Raw genomic sequence first — 21243 nt, forward strand, 5'->3', positions numbered from 1 at the left:
GGGTAAGGGCCTGCTGCATAACCCCCAAGCGCCGACATGGGTGCTGCCCTGCACTCCCCAGACACGCCTGCGGCTCCCAGTTTACCGGCCCGGGAGCCCCGCTGTTGCCCCTGACACAGTGGGTACTTAGGCGGTGACTTCCCGGCCGTTCAATTCTTCCAGCAGCTCGGCTTTCCGTTCCTCCGATGCGAAGGAAGAGTGGATGGAGTTGGCAGCCAGGCGGGCCCTGTCGAAGTCGGACAGCTCAAACACGGCTGCCAGTTGCGCAAAGTTGTCATCCACGTAGCCGCCAAAGTAGGCGGGGTCGTCCGAATTGACCGAGACGTTCAGTCCCGCGGCCAGCATGGCAGGCAACGGATGGTCAGCCAGGGTGTCCACCGCACGCAACCGGACGTTGGACAGCGGGCAGACGGTGAGGGGAACCCGGGCGTCGACGAGGCGCTCCACAAGGTCCGGGTCATCCATGCAACGGATTCCGTGGTCGATGCGCTCCACGCCCAAGAGGTCCAGGGCCTCGATGATGTACGACGCCGGGCCCTCCTCCCCTGCGTGCGCCGTCAGCCGCAGTCCGGCCTCGCGGGCCTTCGCATAGAGCCGCTCGAACTTCGAAGGCGGGTTTCCGACCTCTGCCGAGTCCAGGCCGATGGCTCCGATGGGCGCGTTCATGGCCAGCAGCCGGTCCAGGACTTCCAGGGCTGAGTCTTCCGGAAGATCCCGCAGGAAGGCGGCGATGAGGACGGTGGAGATGCCGTACACCTCCCGGGACGTGGCCAGGACGGAAGCCACGCCATTGACGCATGCTTCCAGCGGGATCCCGCGGGACAGGTGCGCCTGCGGGTCCATCATGATTTCGGCGTGCCGGACGCCGGCGGCAGCTGCCCGCTCAAGGTAGGCACGGGTCATGTCCGCGAAGTCCTGCTCGGTTTGCAGGACGCCCATGTTGGCGTAGTAGAGGTCCAGGAAAGACTGCAGGTCAGTGAACTCATACTTTTCCCGGAGTTCTTCCAACCCGGAGTACGGCAGGACGATGCCGTTGCGCTCGGCCAAGGCAAAGATGAGCTCGGGCTGAAGCGTACCTTCGATGTGCAGGTGCAGTTCGGCCACCGGGAGGGGCTTGGCGGGGACCGCGGGTTCCGCGGGGGCCGTTTCGGATTCGGGCATGGTGCTGCCGCCGGCGTAGGTTTCCATCCGGACAGGATAATGCCCGGCGCCCGAATCACCACTAGAGTCGAACCAATGCAGAACGCCAAGCACACTTATGACCTGCAGGATCCGGCTCCCACCCCCGCTGCGGACGGTTTTGTCCGGGTCCGGGGAGCGCGCGAGAACAATCTCCGGAATGTCGATGTGGATGTCCCCCGTGATGCGATCGTGGCGTTCACGGGCGTCTCGGGCTCGGGCAAGTCGTCCCTGGCGTTTGGCACCATCTACGCCGAGGCGCAGCGGCGCTACTTCGAATCCGTCGCCCCGTACGCCCGCCGCCTCATCCAGCAGGGCCACAACCCGAAGGTGGAGCTGATCAGCGGGCTGCCACCCGCCGTCGCGCTCCAGCAACGCCGCGGCGCACCCAGCAGCAGGTCAACGGTGGGGACGGTCACCACGCTCTCCAACTCGCTGCGCATGCTCTTCTCGCGCGCCGGCACCTACCCTGAAGGCAGCACGCAGCTGGACTCGGACGCCTTCTCCCCCAATACGGCCGCGGGCGCCTGCAGGGAATGCCACGGCCTGGGCGTCGCGCATACCGTGACCGAATCTTCGCTGGTCCCGGACCCGTCGCTGAGCATCCGCGACGGTGCCATCGCCGCGTGGCCCGGCGCCTGGCAGGGAAAGAACCTGCGGGACATCCTCACGCACCTGGGCTACGACGTCGACATCCCCTGGCGGAAGCTCCCGAAGAAGCACCGGGACTGGATCCTCTTCACCGAGGAACAGCCGGTGGTTGAAGTCACTCCGCAGCGCGACCGTGTGGCCAAGCCGTACAAGGGCCGGTACTGGAGCGCCCGCAGCTACGTCCTGCACACGCTGGCTGATTCGCAGAGCGCTTCCATGCGCGACCGCGTGCTCGCGTACATGGAATCCGGCCCGTGCCCCCGCTGCGGCGGCAGCGGCCTGCGCCCGGAGGCCCTCGCTGTGACCTTCGCGGGGCGCACGATCGCCGAGCTCAATGCGGTGCCGATGACCGAGCTGGCGGAAATCATCCGTCCCACCACCGAGCTGAGCTCAGCCGGGACGGCGTCCCGAAAGCAGTCCTCCGGCGAGTCCAACGAGGTGGCCGTCGCCATCACCCGTGACCTGCTGCACCGCGTTACCGTGCTGCTGGACCTGGGGCTGGGCTATTTGGCCTTGGGCCGCTCCACCCCTACGCTCTCCCCCGGCGAGATGCAGCGGCTGCGGATCGCCACCCAGCTGCGGTCCGGCCTGTTCGGTGTGATCTATGTCCTGGACGAGCCCTCCGCCGGGCTGCACCCGGCCGACGCCGAGCCCCTCCTGGCGGTCCTGGAGCAGCTGAAATCGTCCGGCAACTCAGTGTTCGTGGTGGAGCACAATATGGACGTTGTCCGCCAGGCGGATTGGCTGGTGGACGTGGGGCCCCGCGCAGGGGAAGGCGGCGGCGAGGTGCTCTACAGCGGCCCGGTGGACGGCCTCGCAGAGGTTGAGGCGTCAGTCACCAGGCCGTACCTGTTCGACGACGGCGTGCAGCCCCCGCGCGGCCGTGCCGGTACCGGCCAGGTCAGGGATGCGACGGAGTGGCTGGAAATGAGCGGCATCACCCGGCACAACCTGCGCGGGCTGGACGTCCGGTTTCCCTTGGGCGTGCTGACGGCGGTCACCGGCGTTTCGGGCTCCGGAAAATCCACCCTGGTGGGTGGGGTGCTCGGCGGGCTGGTGGGCTCCGGCCTCCAGGCCCAGGCGGGGCAGGACGAACCGTCGGAAGCCCCCGGGCCGGGAGCCGTGGCGGGCAGCCACCGGATCGACCGGCTGGTGACCGTGGACCAGAAGCCCATCGGCCGCACGCCGCGTTCCAACCTGGCCACCTACACGGGGCTCTTCGACGCCGTCCGCAAGGAATTTGCCGCCACGGAGCAAGCCAGGGCCCGCGGTTTCGGTGCGGGGCGGTTCTCCTTCAACGTGGCCGGCGGACGCTGCGAGACCTGCCAGGGCGAGGGGTTTGTGGCAGTGGAACTGCTCTTCCTGCCCGGCAGCTATGGCCCGTGTCCGGAGTGCGGCGGGTCCCGGTACAACCCTGAAACCCTGGAGGTGGAGTACCGCGGCCTGAACGTGGCCCAGCTCCTGGCCATGACGGTGGACGCCGCCTCCGAATTCCTGGCCGACGTGCCCGCCGCGGCGAGGAGCCTCAAGAGCCTGCGCGACGTTGGCCTGGGCTACCTGCGGCTGGGACAGCCTGCCACGGAGCTTTCGGGCGGCGAGGCGCAACGCATCAAACTCGCCACAGAGCTCCAGCGGGCGCAGCGCGGCCACACCCTCTACCTGCTCGATGAACCCACCACCGGTCTGCACCCTGCAGACGTCCAGCTGCTGATGGCGCAGCTCCACGGCCTGGTGGACGCCGGTAACTCCGTGGTGGTGGTTGAACACGATATGGCCGTTGTTGCCGGGGCCGACTGGGTCATCGACCTCGGGCCATCGGGAGGGGACAAAGGCGGCGCCGTCATGGCCGCCGGGACACCCGCCGTCGTCGCCACGTCCGCCGGGAGCCGGACCGCTCCATACCTGGCCGCCGCCCTCGGTCAGGAAACCGCCAGCCAACACCCGGGCAAGTTCCGATTTGATAACACCAAGGCGATGTCCTAGCGTGAAATGCATGCCCGCACGGCGGGCTTTTTGATTGCCCGGTGCTGCCTCCACCAGAACTGCCCAGCGGCAGCCACCGACGTTGACCTCTATTTGTCAGGGGTGGGCAGTAGCGCGACGATCTCCGGGGACGGAACCAGCGCTGGTGGCCCTCGGGAGCATCACATCATGAACAACACCAAATTCCGTACTGCCGCACGCCGCGGAGTCACCCTGGCCGCCGTCTCTGCGGCAGGACTGGCCCTCTCAGCCACGGCAGCCAACGCCGCCACCCCTACCTCTACCTGGGACTCCCTGGCGCAGTGTGAGAGCGGCGGCAACTGGTCCACCAACACCGGCAACGGTTTCTCCGGCGGCCTGCAGTTCACGTCCGGCACCTGGGCTGCCTATGGCGGCACCGGCTCGCCCGCAGATGCAAGCCGCGAACAGCAGATCGCGGTAGCCGAACGGGTCCAGGCTTCCCAGGGCTGGGGCGCCTGGCCCTCCTGCGCGTCGCAGCTCGGCCTGAGCGGCGGGGGCGGAGCACCGGTGCAGAGCGCACCCGTCCAGAGTGCGCCGGTCAAGCAGGCCACCCAGGTCCAAAGCGCCCCTGTCCAGCAGGCGCCCGCACCGCGGCATGCAACCTCCGTTCCACTCAGCGGTGAAACGTACACCCTGCAGGCCGGGGACACCCTGAGCATCGTTGCCCAGAAGCTGGGGATCCAAGGCGGCTGGCAGCATCTTGCCGACGCCAACCTGGATACCGTTTCCGATCCGAACCTGGTGTTCGAAGGACAGGTCATCCAGCTTCCCGCTTAGCAGCGGCGGCCCTGGCCGCACCGCCCCCAAGGCGCCACAGACAGGTCGGCGATAGACAAATTCCGTTGACCAAAGACGACGCCGGCACACCCCACAAGGGATGTGCCGGCGTCGTTCTTTTAAGTCAGGGCTGCTGCCGCGGCGGGCATGTACCGGCTGGTCAGCTGGCGGGCAGCTCGCGGACGATCCGCACCTTCCACGCGGACTCGTCGCTGGTGTCCAGCAGCGCCACCGTGCCGTGCGCGAGGTTCAGGGCGACCCGCTTGGCAGCGAGCAGCTCCAGGTAGAGGTGCTCGTTCATGCGGCTGGGGGTGTCGATCATGTACTTCACTGCGTCGCGCACTTTGCGGTAGTTGGCGCTGCGTTCGCGGTGCATGTGCAGTTCCAGTGCCGAGCGCTGCTTGAGCCTGGGCTCGTGCCGGTTCAGCAGGGTAACGGCGCTGTGCACTGCGACCACGAGGGCGAGTGAGACGCCGTAGATCCACCAGCCGCTCGAGAGCAGGAACAGGGGCAGGTTTCCGATGGCGACGAGCGCGATCACCACGCGCAGGGCGGAGATCCTGCGGACGGTCCGGGCGACGGCGGCCATGCCGTCGCGAAAACGGTGCTGGTCCTTCCGTGCTGCCGGCGGGATCGATGGTGAACTCGTCGAGGACCAGGATGCCCCGGGCTTCGGGGCCGAGCATCTGTCCGTAGCGGGGCAGCGAGGGGCGGGCGTCGGCTGTGGACTTTTCAGGTGTAGATGTCATGAGTGAGCTTCCAAAACGCGGGGGGTGGTTGCCGAGATCTTAGTGGTTCAACCTGGGAGCCGTATGTATGCGTCCACTATTTGGACATTCATCCCGGCAAGGATCATGTCGGCGGACAGGCGCCGGATGTGGCCGCCGGCACAGCAATTGGCACTTCCGCCGGCTGCCGTCAGACTGAATGGATGCAAACTTTTCTCCCGTACCCTGACTTCCGCCAAAGCGCCGCAGCCCTGGACACCGCGCGGCTGGGCAAGCAGCGGGTTGAAGCGCTGCAAACCCTTCGTGCCCTGGTGATCCCTGAATACGGCTGGCAGACCCACCCAGCCATCAGGATGTGGATGGGCCACGTGCCTGCCCTCACCATGTATGGACTCGCGATGGTGGACGAGTGGATGGAGCGGGGCCACCCGGACAATACACGGGCCAACATTGCCGAGTTCGCGCCGCAGGCAGCCCACCCTGACTACGCCGCCAAAATCATCATGCCGCCGTGGCTCGGGGACCCCGACTTCCACCTGAGCCACCGGTCCAAGCTGGTACACAAGGAACCGAAGTTCTACACCTCCGTTTTCCCGGACGCCATAGCGGGGATGGACTACGTCTGGCCCGAGCCGCGGCACGAATTCCTGCCGCAGGAGCCGGAAGGGGACCTGTTGTGGATCCTCCGGGACCCGCACGACGACGTCGACCCGCAATCGCTCACCACAGTGGCACTACCGGCCGTGAACCGGAACGCTTCGGCCGCGGCGCCCGCCGGGGACGACGATTACAGCCCTGTCTATGTTGAGGACGGCTCCCGCCGGCCGTCCCGCGCCCCGAAGAAGGCGCCGCCCAAACCCCAGGTGAAGAAGCCCACCCGCAAACGCCAGGCGCAGGAGGAGGCATTCCGGACCCTTCCGGGTAAGACCCCTGTTGCCGTCCCGCTCGAACACGGCGCAAAGTTCGCTGTGGGCCACGTGGCGGGCCGGCCCATCACCCTCGATGACGGCCGCTTCGGCAGGAATTTCGAGGTCCTGGAGGTCATCGACCGCTCAGCATTCGCTTACCCGGCCCTGCTGCAGGACCCGCGCGTGTTCTTCCCCGTCGAGGCCCCGTAGGCCATGACAATTCTCCTGGCGGGGTGCGGTGACCTGGGCACCGAGGCGGGACTGCGGTTCGCTGCCCTTGGCCACCGGGTCATAGGGTGGCGGCGGTCCCCCGAAAAACTGCCGGCAACCATCGAAGGCGCCGCGGCAGACCTGGGATCCCCCGACCTGCCGGCGATCCCGGCGGACACCACCGCCGTCGTCATAGCCCTAGCAGCCGATGCCCCCACAGAGGAGGCATACCGTGCTGCGTATGTACGCGGAACGGCACATGTCCTGGATGCACTGGAACGGGATGGCTTAACCCCGGAACGCGTCCTCTTTGTTTCTTCCACGGCTGTGTACGGCGACGCCGCGGGCGGCTGGGTGGATGAGGCCACCGAACCGAACCCTGGTGGTTTCTCGGGGAAGGTGCTGGTGGAGGCGGAGGATCTCCTGCGCAGCCGGCTTTCCGGAACAAGCACCACCACGTCCCTTCGGTTGGGCGGCATCTACGGGCCGGGCCGGACCAGGCTGATCGACCAGGTGCGGAGCGGCACCGCCGTCATTCCGGAAGACGTGCGCTATACCAACCGGATCCATCGGGATGACGCCGCGGCGGCGATCGTGCACCTTGCCACCATGGCGGATGCTCCCGCTCCGGTTTACATCGGCGTGGACGACGAGCCGGCGGATCTCGGCGCCGTCCTGCGCTTCCTGGCGTCCGAACTTGGCCTGCCCCAACCCCGTGTGGGCGATGCCGGTCCCGCCCGCGGCGGCAACAAGCGCTGCCGGAACAACGTGCTGCGAAGCACGGGGGTCAGCTTCACGTTTCCCACGTTCAGGGAAGGGTACAGGGACGTCATCGCGGGGAACGGCAGCCGCCATCCGTAAGCGGGACACCCGAAACCCGGGCGGTTCCACGTCGGGCGGCAGATGCCTGGCCCAAAGTAAGGCAGGGAATGGAATTCAGGCAGATCATTGAACAGACCGGTCAACTGGTCGACTTCGCAGGGGTCGCGGTCATGGTGATCGGGGCATTGGTGTCACTCCCGCTGGCAATCCGAGGCCACCAACCGCGGCAGCTCCCGGCCGGCGCGCAGAGATTGAGCTTCTACCGTTCGTACCGCCAGTCGCTGGGCCGCTCGATCCTTTTGGGCCTTGAATTGCTCGTCGCTGCGGACATTATCCGCACTGTTGCTGTCACGCCGACGTTCGAGAGCGTCGGGGTGTTGGCCATCATCGTGCTGATCAGGACGTTCCTCAGCTTCTCCCTCGAGCTGGAGATCACGGGGCGCTGGCCATGGCAAAAAGACCCGGCGGCAGCCCGCTCCGGCGCCCACGCCCCCGCCGGGTAAGGACGCCGCACCAATAAAACACGAAGCCGCGCAACCGGTTTCTGTCGCGGACAGGCGGTAGTCCTTGCCCACTAAAAGGAGTACGCCCCACTACCCCGGCTTGCCCCTGAAACGTCCGTTAGGCTTCAGCCATGACTGAAACCATTCGCACCAAAGCGTCCGAACTGCTCCGTCTCCATCAGGCGCCGGAAATCCTTCAGGTGGTCAACGTGTGGGATGCCATCACCGCCAAAGTCATAGCGGATGTCCCGGGCACCACCGCCCTCGCCACGGCAAGCCACTCCATCGCTGCTTCCTTGGGCTATGAAGACGGCGAGAAAATCCCCGTCGACGAAATGATCAACGTCGTCGGCCGCATCGCCGCCGCCACGCAATTGCCCGTCAGCGCCGATCTTGAGTCCGGCTACGGCAATCCCGGGGAGACCACCCGCAAGGCCATCGGCGTCGGCATCGTGGGGGCAAATATCGAGGACCAAATGCGGCCGCTGACCGACGCGGTCAACCAAATGTCAGCAGTGGTTCACGCCGCTTCGACGGAAGGAATCGATTTCGTCCTCAACGCCCGGACCGACGCCTTCCTGAAAGGCAAGGACCGTGCCCCCGGCGAGGTGCTGGCGGACGCCATCGCCCGCGGCAGGGCATTCCTGGACGTGGGTGCCACGACTGTCTTTGTACCCGGTCTGTTGGATGAACCCACGGTCACCGCACTGGTGGAGGGCATTGGGTGGAACAAGATCTCTGTCATCAACGTCCCCGGTTCCCTTTCCCCGGCCAAGCTGCAAGAACTGGGCGTCGCCCGCATCTCCTACGGTCCGTGGACACAGCGCGCCGCACTGACCGCATTGGCTGACACCGCGGCCAATCTCCTCGCCGGCGGGCAGCTTCCGGAAGGCACCCGTCCCTTGAACTAGGAATTCCTGCTTGACGTAGAGCGTCCGCGGCCGGACCCAACGAAGGAGGTGAATGACCTTGATCGGAAACGCAACTGCCGCGGCAGCGTGGCCACGGCCGCCGGAGCTGCCCACGCCGGTGTTCTCTGACCAACGCTGGCTGGACGCCGTCTTTCTTCATTGGCGCATCCCAGAGGCGGGGGCAGCCACGTTCATGCCCGAGGGAATCCGGCCGGATGTGTTCGACGGCAGTTCCTGGGTGGGTTTGATCGGCTTTCGCATGGAGCAAGCCGCACTTGGACGCGGCCCCGGCATTCCCTACCTGGGAAGCTTCAACGAGGTGAACGTCCGGCTCTACTCCCGCGAGCCGGACGGGACCCGCGGAGTGGTGTTCCTGAGCCTGGATGCGGACCGCCTGCCGGTTGTTCTGGCAACAAGGGCTGCAGGAATCCCGTACGTGTGGTCGCGTATCCGGCAGCAGCCGCCTTTTCCGGGCAGCGGGGGCCGAACGCCACTTCCCGCCGGCGGGACCGCAACTGCCGGCTCCACGGATGAATTTCCTGTGGGCTATTCTGTTCGACGGTTTGGCAGCACCGGGGCACGCAGCGACTTTACGGTGGTCCCCAGGCTGCGAGAGCCCGCCACTGATCCCCTGGCTGTGTTCCTGACCGCCAGGTTCGGCATGCACGGCCGCTTTCTTGGAAAGACCGCCTATGTGCCGAACACCCACCAGGCTTGGCCGCTGTTCCACGCGGAGGTCCAGCAACTCAGCGACGGATTGATCCGAGCTGCCGGGATCAGCGTTAACGGGCTGCCCGAGTCAGTGCTCTATTCGCCGGGAGTCCGGACCAGATTCGGACGGCCACGCGTAATCGGGGCTCCCGGATAAAAAGCATATGCCGGCACCCCGCAGGCTACTTTGCCAGGCCGGCTTTCCGGAGCGCCTCGGCCATTGCCGTGTTGCTGCCGGGCTGGGGTTTGGGAGTCGAACGGACACCACCCCCGGGAGTGCCCGACTGTTGCTTTGGCTGTTGGCGATCGGGGCGTCCACTGCGCTCAGGTTTTCCGCTGCCCTCCGACTTTCCGGCGCCGGGGCCGCGACGCCCTGAACCTGTACCGCCGCCGGTTGGTTCGTCGTCGAGCCGGAGCGTCAACGAGATCCGCTTCCGTTCCGGATCGGCCTCCAGGACTTTGACCCGGACCACCTGGCCGGACTTGACCACCTCGCGGGGATCGGACACGAATCGGTTAGCCAGCGCCGAAACGTGCACCAGCCCGTCCTGGTGCACGCCTACGTCCACGAAGGCCCCGAAGGCCGCAACATTCGTAACGGTTCCTTCCAACACCATGCCGGGCTTGAGGTCCGAGATCTTTTCGATCCCCTCCGAGAACGTAGCAGCCGCGAATGCGGGACGTGGGTCACGGCCGGGTTTGTCCAGTTCGGCGAGGATGTCCTTAACCGTGGGAAGACCGAAGGTATCGTCAACGAAGTTCCGCGGGTCCAACGATGACGCCGGCGCCGACCCCGCGGCCACCAGGATCTTCCTCGCCACGGCATACGATTCCGGATGCACGCTCGAGGCATCGAGCGGCTCCGCTCCCCCGGTGATCCGCAGGAAGCCGGCGCACTGCTCGAAGGCCTTTGCGCCAAGCCGCGGGACTTTCTTCAGATCGGCCCGTTTGGCGAAAGGTCCGTGTTCGTTGCGGAAAGCCACGATGTTTTCACTCAGCAAGGGTCCGACGCCGGCCACCCGGCTCAGGAGCGCGGGTGAGGCTGTGTTGACGTCCACGCCCACGGCGTTCACGCAGTCCTCCACCACGGCGTCGAGGCTCCGGTCCAGCTTGGACGCTGTCACGTCATGCTGGTATTGGCCCACGCCGATGGACTTGGGATCGATCTTGACGAGTTCGGCGAGCGGATCCTGCAAACGCCGGGCAATGGATACGGCACCGCGGAGCGAAACGTCCATCCCCGGGAGTTCGGCGGCGGCGAGCGCCGAAGCGGAGTAGACCGACGCACCGGCCTCTGACACCACGAGTTTCTGTGGTTTGCGGTCGACGTCCGGTAGTAACTTGATCAGTTCCGCGGCGAGTTTGTCCGTCTCGCGGGACGCTGTCCCGTTGCCGATCGCCACGAGTTCGACCGAATGCCGGCGCGCCAATTGCACCAGGGTGGACAGGGCTTCGTCCCACTTTCGCGCCGGAGCGTGCGGGTACACCGTGTCCGTGGCCACCACCTTGCCGGTACCATCCACCACCGCGACTTTCACTCCGGTCCGCAGCCCGGGGTCGAGTCCCAGCGTGGCACGGTTCCCGGCGGGCGCAGCCAGCAGGACGTCACGCAGGTTGGCTGCAAACACCCGAACGGCCTCGTCCTCGGCAGCGGCAAACATCCGGCCTCGCAGGTCAGCGGTGAGCCGGGCAAGGACTCGGGAACGCCACGCCACCTGGGCGGTCTGCATCAGCCACGCGTCGGCGGGACGGCCGCGGTCGGCGACGCCGAGGAACCTGGCCACCGCGGACTCGTACCGTGCTCGGGCGGCGGTCAGTCCGGCGTCGTCCGAAGGATCGGCCTCGGCGAGGTCCAGGTCCAGGATGCCGTCTTTTTCGCCGCGGAGCAGCGCCAGCACCCGGTGGGACGGCATCCGGTCCGGCGCCTGCGCAAACTCGAAGTAGTCAGAGAACTTCTGGCCTTCGGTTTCCTTGCCCTTTTTGACGCGGGACACCATCCGGCCCTGGGTCCACAGACGGTCCCTCAGGGTTGCGGCGAGGTCAGGATCCTGGGCGACGCGCTCCACCAGGATGGCCCTGGCACCGGCGAGTGCAGCGGCGGAATCGCCAATGGAGTGCTCGCCGTTGAGGTACTTCGTGGCCTCCTGTTCAGGGTGGAGGTCCGGGCGCTTCAGCAGTGTATCCGCGAGCGGTTCCAGGCCGGCTTCCCTGGCGATTTGGGCCTTGGTGCGGCGCTTGGACTTGAACGGCAGGTAGATGTCCTCAAGCCTGGACTTCGTGTCCGCCGCAAGGATCGCTTTACGGAGTTCGGGCGTCAACTGGCCTTGCGCCTCAACCCGCGTCAAGGACACTACGACGCCGGTCTGCGAGTTCGCGGAGGTAGCGGAGACGTTCGTCGAGGTCGCGGAGTTGGGTGTCGTCCAGCGTCCCTGTGGCTTCCTTGCGGTACCTGGCGATGAAGGGAACTGTCGACCCGCCGTCGAGCAGTCCTACTGCCGCCTTCACCTGCCAGGCCTTGACCCCCAGTTCATCGGCGATCTGGCCGAAGATGGGGTCTTCGGCCGACGCGCCGGAGGGGGTGGAAGCGGGGGGAGGCACAGGCAGTTGGGTCACCAGAACATCTTGCCCTACCGGCCCGCGTGGCTCCACCGCGGCCTGCGCTGATGGGTTTGAGCCGGGAAAAGCGAGTATTCCGCTTGGGCCCGCAAAGTGCTGTAGTGGACTTGCAGTCACTGGCACCATGCTCGAGGAAGAGGCCACCATGCGGGAACTGCTTGTCGTGTTTCAGGAGGGGTTCGACGAGGCCAACATCACCGTGACGGTCAACGGGAAAGTCGTGCGCAGGGATCTGGATGTTTCCACCAATCCGCTCCTGGGCATCGCCTCGGAAGTTTCCGTGGAGCTTCCGGCGAAGGGTGCACAAGTGGGAGTTGAGGTCACTAACCGCGGGCTCAAGGCCATCACAAAGGTCAGCGGCAGGCCCAAGAGCGTGCTGGTGTCCATCGAGGACGGCAGGCTGCTGATGAGGGAGGGCACCGGCCGCGAGGCTGTGTTGTGAGCAGGGTTTTCGACCCTCAACGTGGCTCTGGTAAGAGTCCATTCGTTGGAGTATCATCTGATCACCGCCGGCTTCCCGAGGGAGTCCGGCGGGCCACATAAATTCTTAGCCGGAGGCCGTCGGATGGCCTCACGGCACTGCTGCCCGGGACCAGCACCCCTGACAGCCAACGACGGCGGCACCCACGCTGGGTGCCGCCGTCGTCGTTTGGTTCGGGTTGGCCGGGGAAATGCCTAGCCCTGGTACGCCGGGTAATCGGTGTAGCCGGTGGCGCCTTCTGCGTAGAAGGTGGAGGGGTCCGGCTCGTTCAGCGGAAGGCTCTCCTTCCAGCGTCGGGCGAGGTCCGGGTTGGCGATCGCGGGGCGGCCCACCACAACGGCGTCCGCGTGGCCGTCGGCCACCAGGGTCACGGCTTCTTCCTTCGTGGTGATCACGCCAAAGCCGGTGTTGACCAGGAAGGGGCCGCCGAAGCGTTCGCGGAGGTCCTGGACCAGTTCGCCGGTGGGCTCGTGGTGCAGGATGCTCAGGTACGCCAGGTTGAGCGACGCAATGCTGTCCACGAGGACCTCATAGGTGGCGCGGACGTCCGCTGCGTCCGTCTCGGCGATGCCCTGGACGTTGTGCTCGGGAGAAATGCGCAGGCCCACGCGGTTGGCGCCGAGGGCGGCCACAACGGCATTGACGGTTTCGATGACGAAGCGGGCGCGATTCTCGGGCGATCCGCCGTAGCTGTCCGTCCGGACGTTGGAGTTGGGAGACAGGAACTCGTGCAGGAGGTAACCGTTGGCCGAGTGCAGTTCCACGCCGTCGAACCCTGCCTCGATCGCGTTCAGCGAGGCGTTGACGATTTCCTGGATGACCATGGGGAGTTCATCGGTGGTCAGGGCGTGCGGCACAGGGTACGGCTTCTTGCCGGCCGGAGTCCGGACGACGCCGTCAATGGCTACGGCGCTGGGGGCGACGATTTCCACGCCACCAGTGATGTCCGAATGGGAAACCCGGCCACCGTGCATGATCTGGGCGAACATGTGGCCGCCTTCGGCGTGCACCGCGTCCGTAACCTTCTTCCACCCGGCAACCTGCTCTTCGGTGACGATTCCCGGCTGGCCGGGGTAGGCCTGACCGGCGGGGGTGGGGTAGGTGCCCTCGCTGACGATGAGGCCGAGGGAAGCGCGCTGGCGGTAGTGTTCGGCAAGGAGCGGGCCCGGGACGCCCTTTTCGCCCGCACGGAGGCGGGTCAGGGGTGCCATCACCAGACGGTTGGGAAGTTCAAGTTGGCCGAGGGTGAGTGGGGAAAACAGCATGCGCAGTTCCTTTCGAAGGCTGGAGACGTACTGTCCATGCCAACTGTGGGGCGCGTGCAACTATTCCTGATGGGACGGGGATCACACACCTCCGCGCCATCCCATACCGCGGGCTGGCTCAACGCGGCGTCACCGCACCCGGGCAGCCTTGGCCCTGGGGGTTGGCGTTGCAGTCGTCGGCGTAGTTGCGGGTGAGCGAGCGCCAGACGCTGATGCCTTGCGGCGGGGTGCTGAACTGGCCCTGGCCGGGGATGGGCAGCGGTGGGCCGGAATTCACCGAGTAGGTGCCTTGGAACGACGTTGTCAGCACTACTTGGAAGTCTCCGGTGGCGCCGTAGGCGTGGCTGGTGCGGGTCTTCTCTCCCCAGCGGTCCTGCGGCAGCGGGCCCCCCATTGACCCCTGGGGGCCGAAGACAGTCCCGTCGCCGTAGTTCCAGGTGTACTTGACGGGTGTTGCGACGACGTGGAGCTGCTGGCCGAACATGGTGATGTCGAACTGTTGCTCAGCTGCTTCGGCGTAGAAGTTGGTTTCGGCGCCACGCAGCGTATTGGGGCTGGGCTGAGCCACGACGCTCCCGGCATTCACCGGCAGGTTCTGGAATTGCCGCTGAATATCGGCGGCGATCCGTGGCAGGAGGTCCTCGGGTTTGGCGTCGTAAAGGCAGGTGGGACCTGAGTGGTGCGCCCAGACTGCACCAGGAACACCTCGAGGCCGCGACAGCCACATGACGGGAATACCCTTGGCACCGTCCTCACGGTCCTTGCAGTCGAGCTGGCGGCCAAGGCACGGAGTGTCGAAGTCACCGCCGCCAAGGTGGCACTGGAGCTCGTACTTGTACTCGTTGGGGTCGGTGACAACAGCACCCGGCTCCGGCCGGAAAGCGTGACCGGTGCTTGGATCCATCGTCCAGCTGCCGACATCAACTCCGACTTCACCAAAGTCAGCTTCCAGGCTGTCGTCGGCAAACCCAGAAACGGCTGGTGCTGTGGTAAGAACGAATAAGAGAATCAGTACCGTGACGATACGACGCAGCCCCGACGCAGGCATCAGCGTAACGGGTGGAGGTCGTTGACGCGCCAAGCGCCGTCCATAAAATTGGCTAGTAATACATTGCCGGTATTCGAGCCATTGCTTGCGCTCCTGAATTCCTTGCCGCCGGTCTCGTAGTAGCTAATAGGCGTCTGCAGGACTTGCAAAATGACCTGAAAGTTTCCGTCGCTGGCTCTATCAAACGTTGTGGTGCTGGCCGGCGTTGTGATGGTTCCACCAGCCAGCCAGCGATCGCCTTGATAGTTCGCGGTTAGAGACGCAGTCAGTTTTGAGCAGTAGTCGCAGTCAGGCGAAGTGACCGCCTGTAATCCAACGACGTCACCAGTCTGGTAAGCGTAGTTGAGTTGATCGAACCAGTACCGTGTAAACGCCTCGAGCCCTTCCTTAGTCTCCGTCTTCGCCACCTCCGGAAACACGGGAACGGGGACGTTCTGGGCGGGGCCAGTTGCGTCGGCCGGCTTGTAAACGGCGCTCGGCGTGGGACTTGGAGTGGCCGAGGCGCTTGACGTGGCGCTCTCTGATGCCGCCGGGGAGGTTGTGCCTGGATCCGCAGGTGATGAGCCCGCGCAGCCGGCCAGCAGGAGCGAGCCCGCGATCACAACGGCTCCCGCGCTGAACCGCCGCGGACGGGACCAAAAAGCGCGCGACGTAAAGAGGTTCTGTAATGTCATGGGCCGCTATTCCCCCAATAGTTTCAAGACGGCTTGCTCCGAACAGTGACTTAAGGGTAGCCCAGGTCACAATGTGGCGCTAAGACTTATCCACAGGCTCCCGCCAACGGTTTACCACCGCCGCGCACGGCAGAAAAGTCATAAAGGAAGCCGGTGCCCGCTGGCACCGGCTTCCTTAGAAAAGACCCAATAAAGAAACCTCGCTATTTCCCGGCCGGAAGTACCAGTTCCCCTGTCTTGTCGGTGGACAAGGCGAGCGACGAAACATACTGCCGGCCGCCGTCGGGCGCGTCCTGCGCTGACCGCACCATGTCGGGCCGTTCGAATTCCATCCCGGTCACGTGGCAAAGGAGCTTGGCGTCGCTGGGGTTGCCGTCGGCGTCGAACATGGGCAGGTCGATCCCGTCGTCCGTGCGCCGCAGGTAGTACCGTCCGCGGGTCACCAGTGCCAGGACGGGAGGAAGGATCAACGCCAGGCCCACCGCGAAGATCGGCGAGTACGGCTGGATCGCCGAACCAAACGCGCCAAAAAATACCGCAATGGAAACACCCGCGGACACCAGCATGGACACGAATCCAACCGGGTTCACGGCGTACAGCATGCCGCGCCGGAACTCCGGGACCTTGGGCGAGATCTTGAGCAGGTACTTGTTGATGGCGATGTCCGACGCCACCGTAACCACCCAGGCCATGGCGCAGTTGGCGTAGAACCCGAGGATGGTGTTCAGGAAATCGAACATGTTCGCTTCCATCAGCACCAGGGCGATCAGCAGGTTCACCACCACGAACACCATCCGGCCCGGGTAGGTCTTGGTGATCCGGGTGAAGGAGTTGGTCCACGCCAGCGAGCCGGAGTACGCGTTGGTCACGTTGATCTTGATCTGTGAGATGACCACCAGCACCACCGCCAGGGTCATGGCGAGCCAGGCCGGCATCATCTCCTGGTAGACGCCCAGGAACTGGTGCACCGGCTCGTTGGCGGTGGCTGAAGCGGCAGGGTCCAGCGTGGCGATCAGGTAGATCGCGATGAAGAGCCCCACGATCTGCTTGATGGCACCGAAAATCACCCAGCCCGGCCCAGCCAGGATCACAGCCCGCCACCAGGCACCCCTGTTGGCATCCGTACGCGGCGGCATGAACCGGAGGTAGTCGATCTGCTCGGCGATCTGCGCCATCAACGACAGGCATACCCCGGCGGCAAGCATGACGGACGCGAGGTTCGGCCCGCCGTCACCGGACGCCCCCGTGTAGGCAAAGAAGCTGTCAATGCTCTCGGGGTGGGAGATCAGCAGATACCCCACCGGGACCACCATCAGGAGCAGCCAGAGCGGCGTGGTCCACACCTGCAGCTTGGCAAGGGTGTTCATGCCGTAAATCACCAGCGGAATGATGATGATTGTGGACGCGGCGTAGCCCATCCACTGCGGAATGCCGAGCCCCAACTCCAGGCCTTGGGCCATGATGGACCCTTCCAGCGCAAAGAAAATGAAGGTGAACGTCGCAAAGATGACGTTGGTGACCACGGACCCGTAGTACCCGAAGCCGGAGCCGCGGGTGATCAGGTCCAGGTCGATGTTGTAGCGGGCAGCGTAGTACGCCAGCGGAAATCCGGTGGCGAAGATGACCACTGCCGCCACCACAATCCCCAGGAGCGCATTGACCGTGCCGTACGAAATACCAATGTTGGCGCCGATCGAGAAGTCCGCCAGGTACGCGATGCCGCCCAGCGCACTGGTGGCCACCACCCCGGCGCTCCACTTGCGGTACGAGCGCGGTGCGAACCGGAGCGTGTAGTCTTCCAGGCTTTCCTTAGTGGCATTGAGGGCGGCAGTGTTGCCCGCCGCCCGGGTTGCCGGAGGATGTCCGACGACGGCGGCCCCCGCGGGTGCCGCCGGTTCCAGCAGCTGCTGGGTATCCAGGTCGTGGCTCATTTATGCCTGTCTCTTTCGATGGGAGGGGAACGTCTCGAAGCGACGCTATCCAGCCGAAACGACAGGGCGGTCACGGAACTGTTTCGGCGGTGTTAAGTATTGACTGAAGGTGTCAACAAAGTCCGAGTTCCGGCCTTGTGGGCAGTCCACAAAAATGGCAGCCGCGCATGGAACTAGCGTCGGAAAGGACATACCGGCGAGCCAAAGGACAGCGATGACGAATCCCCTTCCACTGCAGGACCACTCCATCCTGGAAACGGCCAGGAGGCAGGTCCTGGAGCAGGGCATCGGGCTCGACCAGGCACAACTGCTGGACGTCCTCCGCCTCCCTGACGACGCACTCCCGGCACTCCTTGACCTGGCCCACCAAGTCCGGCTGCGGCATTGCGGTGAGGAGGTGGAAGTGGAGGGCATCATCTCCATCAAGACCGGCGGTTGCCCCGAGGACTGCCATTTCTGCAGCCAGTCCGGGCTGTTCGATTCCCCGGTCCGCGGCGTGTGGCTGGACATTCCGGAACTGGTCAAGGCCGCGAAGGAAACCGCCGCCACCGGCGCTACGGAATTCTGCATTGTGGCTGCCGTCCGTGGCCCCGACATCAAACTCATGAACCAGGTCAAGTTCGCGATCGACCGCATCAGGCAGGAAGTGGACATCAATATCGCCTGTTCCCTGGGCATGCTGACCCAGCGGCAGGTGGACCAACTGGCCGGCTGGGGGGTCCACCGCTACAACCACAACCTGGAAACCGCCCGCAGCTTCTTCCCGCAGGTGGTCACCACCCACACCTACGAGGAGCGGCTGGAAACCTGCGCCATGGTCAAGGCTGCCGGGATGGAGCTGTGTTGCGGGGCGTTGATCGGGATGGGTGAAACCCTTGAGCAGCGCGCCGAACTTGCGGCGCAACTGGCGGACCTGGAACCACATGAGGTTCCGCTGAACTTCCTCAATCCCAGGCCGGGCACACCGCTCCAGGACCAGCCGGTCATGGACGGGAAAGACGCGCTGCGCGCAATTGCGGCTTTCCGGCTCGCGATGCCCGGCACCGTGCTGCGCTACGCCGGCGGCCGCGAACTCACACTCGGCGACCTCGGCACCCGTGACGGCCTCCTGGGCGGCATCAACGCCGTCATCGTCGGTAACTACCTCACCACCCTGGGCCGCCCGGCCACCGCTGACCTCAACCTCCTGGTGGAGCTGAATATGCCCATCAAGGAATTGCAGAAAACCTTATGAGCAGCCCGGACCTCTTCCCGCCGGCTGAAACTCCCTACTGCGAACTCTGTGGACTTCCGCTGCAGGCTCATTCCCTGCACGGGGACGCGCCCACCGAGGAGGAGTACGACGGCGGCGACGCACCGCCGTCGTACCACCACGCCAGGTGCGCGGTCCTTCTCCAGCTGGAGCCGCCGCGCTTCTGCGCGTCCTGCGGCCGCAGGCTCAAGGTCCAGGTTTCCCCGCTGGGCTGGTGGGCCACTTGCTCCCGGCACGGATTGAACGCTTCGTAAAGGGGACTCCGGACCCTGGCGCGTTCCTACCCGGACGAGAACAATGGCGGCATGATGTTTGAACATGCGGACGGCAATCCCGTCCTGGAACTCGACGGTGAGCAGTCGTGGCGGCTTCTGGCGGCAACGCAACACGGCCGGCTGGTGGTTTCCGTTGCGGGCGAACCCGACATTTTCCCGGTGAATTACGTGACGTCGAACCGGAAGGTTTACCTCCGCACGGCGCCGGGGAACAAACTCGCGCAGCTGACCATCAATGCCCGGGTCCTTTTTGAGACCGATGGCATCCTTTCCGCGGAAGCGTGGTCCGTTGTGCTGCGGGGAACAGCGCGGGTGCTGAGCAACTCGGACGAGCTTGCCGCCATTGAAGAGCTCGGCCTGAAGACCTGGGTTCCCACGCTCAAGGACTTCTACGTGGAAATCGACCCCACCTCCGTCAGCGGCCGGCACTTCGTGTTCGGCGAACAGCCGGAACGGGAGATTTAGGCACTCGTAGACTGGAAAGATGCCGGACACTTCCAGCGAAGCCAAACCCACTGCAGACAAACTCACCCCCGAGCGGCGCAGCTGGAACATGTCCCGGATCCGCGGCAAGGACACCAAACCGGAGTTGCTGGTGCGGCGGCTCCTGCATGCCAGGGGCTACCGGTACCGCCTGCACGGCGCGTCAGGCGGCTCCAAACTCCCCGGCAATCCGGACCTCGTTTTCGCCGGCCGCCACAAGGTGATCTTCGTGCACGGCTGCTTCTGGCATTTCCATGACTGCCGGGCGGGTCAGCATGCGCCCAAGGCCAATGCGGACTTCTGGGAGGCAAAGCGCACCCGCACCCGGGAACGCGACGCCGATCAACTCCGCCGGTTGGAAGGCGCCGGCTGGAAGGTCCTGACCGTCTGGGAGTGCGAAATGAAGGACCCCTCAGCCCTCGAAGCCCACCTCCTCCACTTCCTGGAGGCACGCCCCTGACAGTATCGGAGCAGCAACCCCTATCCCCTAGCTAGCTCCTCCGGGCCAACAGGGCTGACTTGAAGGCGGTAGCGGACGACGCACTGCTGTTGATGCGCCAGTCGGTTTCCTTCTGCATGTGGAACCAGACGAAGCCCATGACGTCAGGCTGCGCGGCCAGGTAGGACACCAGGTCCGTGTTCCATGTCGCTTTGGAACCGCCCAGCTCGCTGGACGCAGTCTCGGCGATCAGGACCGGTTTTCCCGGGGCCAGGGTGCGGAGCTGGGAGATTCCCGGGGCAAAAAGGTCCACCGGGGAAATCCAGCTGCTCCAGGTTTGCGACGTGCCCCAGTTGTAGCCGTCCAGTGCCACAACGTCGACGTACCCGGCGCCGGGGAACAAGCCTGCCAGGTCCGTCGAACCCCAGTAGGGCACGTTTGGCGACCACACCCATTGGACGTTGCCGGCACCTGTGGCGGCAACGACGTCGTGCACATGCCGCCAGGCGGCGACGTAGTCGCCGGACTGGTTTCCGTTGACGCCCTCCGCCCACGGGTACCAGTTGCCGTTCATTTCATGGGCGAAACGCAACATGACCGGTTTGCCCCACGCAGCGATTGACTGCCCCCATTGGGTGATGGTCCCGTCGAAATCGCCGGCGGCCACCCGGTCCAAAGCGTACGCAGGCTGATCCACGCCACCGCCCCACGCCCACGGTTCCCACGTGACCAAGGGGGTGGCACCCCGCGAGCGGGCGGCGTCCATCTCAGCCACCGGCGGCGCTTGCAGGAAGTCCTTGTAGATCATCAGGATGGACGGACTTTCCCCGGCAAGGGTGGCCACCTCGTCCAACTCCGTGCTGGCCAAGGGGCCCCCGGGGTTGGCAACGCCAAAGCGCAAGGCCGCGGTACTGACGGCGGGAGGAGCCGGAGCCGGGGCCGCCTCCACCACGAAAGTGGCTGATGCTTTGATGGATGAGGTCTTGGCGGTAATGCTGATGCTTCCGGTGGACGCGGCCGGAATGGTGATGCCGGTGCTGAACGCCCCGGTTGATGTGGTCTGGAATGGGAACGTTGCCGAACCCACAATCACTGTCCCGGTGGTGGACGCCTTGAACCCGGTTCCGGCGACCGTCACTGCGGAGCCGGCCGGACCGGACGCAGGGTTGAGCGTGATTTGCGGCGATGTGGCCGCGCTGGCTGGTTGGACCACGGAAAAGACCAATCCGGAAGCCACCAACAAAGCAAGGACAAGGGTCTTCAGCGAACGAAACACGGCAATCTATCCCCAGATTTGAAGGCGGCCAGGCCGCTGGTGTGGCAGCGCGAAAAGCGCTGGCTTGATGATAGGGCCAAAAACCGCAATCTCATCAAG

Annotated in this window: 18 protein-coding genes and 2 pseudogenes; 12 read left to right on the plus strand and 8 right to left on the minus strand. The window is 65.3% G+C overall.

All coding sequences use genetic code 11. The features are described from left to right. Window positions 1-126: 126 nt before the first annotated feature. Window positions 127-1188, minus strand: coding sequence for an adenosine deaminase (locus QF050_RS19595; protein WP_308931932.1), 1062 nt, complete (start codon window positions 1186-1188; stop codon window positions 127-129). Window positions 1189-1236: 48 nt separating this feature from the next. On the opposite strand from QF050_RS19595, the gene QF050_RS19600 reads away from it, so the two are divergent. Continuing rightward, the gene (locus QF050_RS19600; protein ID WP_308931933.1) at window positions 1237-3813 is read left to right on the plus strand and encodes an excinuclease ABC subunit UvrA; all 2577 of its coding nucleotides are present in this window, start codon (window positions 1237-1239) and stop codon (window positions 3811-3813) included. Window positions 3814-3981: 168 nt separating this feature from the next. Next, complete coding sequence (locus QF050_RS19605; RefSeq protein WP_308931934.1) at window positions 3982-4611, plus strand: transglycosylase family protein; 630 nt, start codon at window positions 3982-3984, stop codon at window positions 4609-4611. Window positions 4612-4771: 160 nt separating this feature from the next. On the opposite strand, the pseudogene QF050_RS19610 reads toward QF050_RS19605, so the two are convergent. Next, window positions 4772-5360, minus strand: a pseudogene (locus QF050_RS19610) (hypothetical protein). A 182-nt stretch (window positions 5361-5542) separates the two neighbouring features. On the opposite strand from QF050_RS19610, the gene QF050_RS19615 reads away from it, so the two are divergent. The 5 genes from QF050_RS19615 (at window position 5543) to QF050_RS19635 (ending at window position 9561) form a co-directional block, all read left to right on the plus strand. After that, window positions 5543-6457, plus strand: coding sequence for an MSMEG_6728 family protein (locus tag QF050_RS19615; protein WP_308931935.1), 915 nt, complete (start codon window positions 5543-5545; stop codon window positions 6455-6457). A gap of 3 nt (window positions 6458-6460) precedes the next feature. Continuing rightward, window positions 6461-7318, plus strand: a complete 858-nt coding sequence (locus tag QF050_RS19620) for an SDR family oxidoreductase (RefSeq protein ID WP_308931936.1) — start codon at window positions 6461-6463, stop codon at window positions 7316-7318. Between the two features lie 68 nt (window positions 7319-7386). Further along, the gene (locus QF050_RS19625; protein WP_308931937.1) at window positions 7387-7782 is read left to right on the plus strand and encodes a DUF1622 domain-containing protein; all 396 of its coding nucleotides are present in this window, start codon (window positions 7387-7389) and stop codon (window positions 7780-7782) included. Between the two features lie 131 nt (window positions 7783-7913). Continuing rightward, on the plus strand, window positions 7914-8693 hold the full coding sequence (locus tag QF050_RS19630) for an isocitrate lyase/phosphoenolpyruvate mutase family protein (protein WP_308931938.1): 780 nt from the start codon (window positions 7914-7916) through the stop codon (window positions 8691-8693). A gap of 52 nt (window positions 8694-8745) precedes the next feature. Then, entirely contained in the window at window positions 8746-9561 is an 816-nt protein-coding gene (locus tag QF050_RS19635) for a DUF2071 domain-containing protein (RefSeq protein WP_308931939.1), read from the plus strand. 25 nt (window positions 9562-9586) lie between these two features. Here the strand turns inward: QF050_RS19635 and QF050_RS19640 are convergent. Beyond that, window positions 9587-12017: pseudogene (locus QF050_RS19640) on the minus strand (Tex family protein). A gap of 127 nt (window positions 12018-12144) precedes the next feature. On the opposite strand from QF050_RS19640, the gene QF050_RS19645 reads away from it, so the two are divergent. After that, entirely contained in the window at window positions 12145-12462 is a 318-nt protein-coding gene (locus tag QF050_RS19645) for a hypothetical protein (protein WP_308931940.1), read from the plus strand. A 233-nt stretch (window positions 12463-12695) separates the two neighbouring features. On the opposite strand, the gene QF050_RS19650 is transcribed toward QF050_RS19645, so the two are convergent. The 4 genes from QF050_RS19650 to QF050_RS19665 all read right to left on the minus strand — a co-directional run bounded on the left by QF050_RS19650 (window position 12696) and on the right by QF050_RS19665 (window position 17419). Further along, window positions 12696-13766, minus strand: a complete 1071-nt coding sequence (locus tag QF050_RS19650; RefSeq protein WP_308931941.1) for an alkene reductase — start codon at window positions 13764-13766, stop codon at window positions 12696-12698. A 118-nt stretch (window positions 13767-13884) separates the two neighbouring features. Further along, the gene (locus QF050_RS19655) at window positions 13885-14670 is read right to left on the minus strand and encodes a hypothetical protein (RefSeq protein ID WP_308931942.1); all 786 of its coding nucleotides are present in this window, start codon (window positions 14668-14670) and stop codon (window positions 13885-13887) included. A gap of 143 nt (window positions 14671-14813) precedes the next feature. Further along, window positions 14814-15488 (minus strand): DUF6318 family protein, encoded by a 675-nt coding sequence (locus QF050_RS19660; RefSeq protein ID WP_308931943.1) that lies wholly within the window; start codon window positions 15486-15488, stop codon window positions 14814-14816. 203 nt (window positions 15489-15691) lie between these two features. Beyond that, window positions 15692-17419, minus strand: coding sequence for a hypothetical protein (locus QF050_RS19665; RefSeq protein WP_308931944.1), 1728 nt, complete (start codon window positions 17417-17419; stop codon window positions 15692-15694). Window positions 17420-17633: 214 nt separating this feature from the next. Between QF050_RS19665 and bioB the strand changes: the two genes are divergently transcribed. Genes bioB through QF050_RS19685 form a run of 4 tightly spaced genes read left to right on the plus strand, consistent with a single transcriptional unit; the run spans window position 17634 to window position 19889 of the window. After that, window positions 17634-18653: a biotin synthase BioB gene (gene bioB / locus QF050_RS19670; RefSeq protein ID WP_308931945.1), complete on the plus strand. Its 1020-nt coding sequence runs from the start codon at window positions 17634-17636 to the stop codon at window positions 18651-18653. Further along, window positions 18650-18925 carry a hypothetical protein gene (locus QF050_RS19675; RefSeq protein WP_308931946.1) on the plus strand — a complete coding sequence of 92 codons (276 nt, stop codon included), beginning with the start codon at window positions 18650-18652 and terminating at the stop codon, window positions 18923-18925. The genes bioB and QF050_RS19675 overlap by 4 nt, the downstream gene beginning before the upstream one ends. Window positions 18926-18976: 51 nt before the next feature. Beyond that, the gene (locus tag QF050_RS19680) at window positions 18977-19411 is read left to right on the plus strand and encodes a pyridoxamine 5'-phosphate oxidase family protein (protein WP_308931947.1); all 435 of its coding nucleotides are present in this window, start codon (window positions 18977-18979) and stop codon (window positions 19409-19411) included. Window positions 19412-19430: 19 nt separating this feature from the next. Next, window positions 19431-19889: a very short patch repair endonuclease gene (locus QF050_RS19685; protein ID WP_308931948.1), complete on the plus strand. Its 459-nt coding sequence runs from the start codon at window positions 19431-19433 to the stop codon at window positions 19887-19889. Between the two features lie 31 nt (window positions 19890-19920). On the opposite strand, the gene QF050_RS19690 is transcribed toward QF050_RS19685, so the two are convergent. Next, complete coding sequence (locus tag QF050_RS19690; RefSeq protein WP_308931949.1) at window positions 19921-21144, minus strand: glycosyl hydrolase; 1224 nt, start codon at window positions 21142-21144, stop codon at window positions 19921-19923. Window positions 21145-21243: the final 99 nt, after the last annotated feature.

It is taken from the genome of Arthrobacter sp. SLBN-112, from assembly GCF_030944625.1.
In the GTDB taxonomy this organism is placed as follows: domain Bacteria; phylum Actinomycetota; class Actinomycetes; order Actinomycetales; family Micrococcaceae; genus Arthrobacter.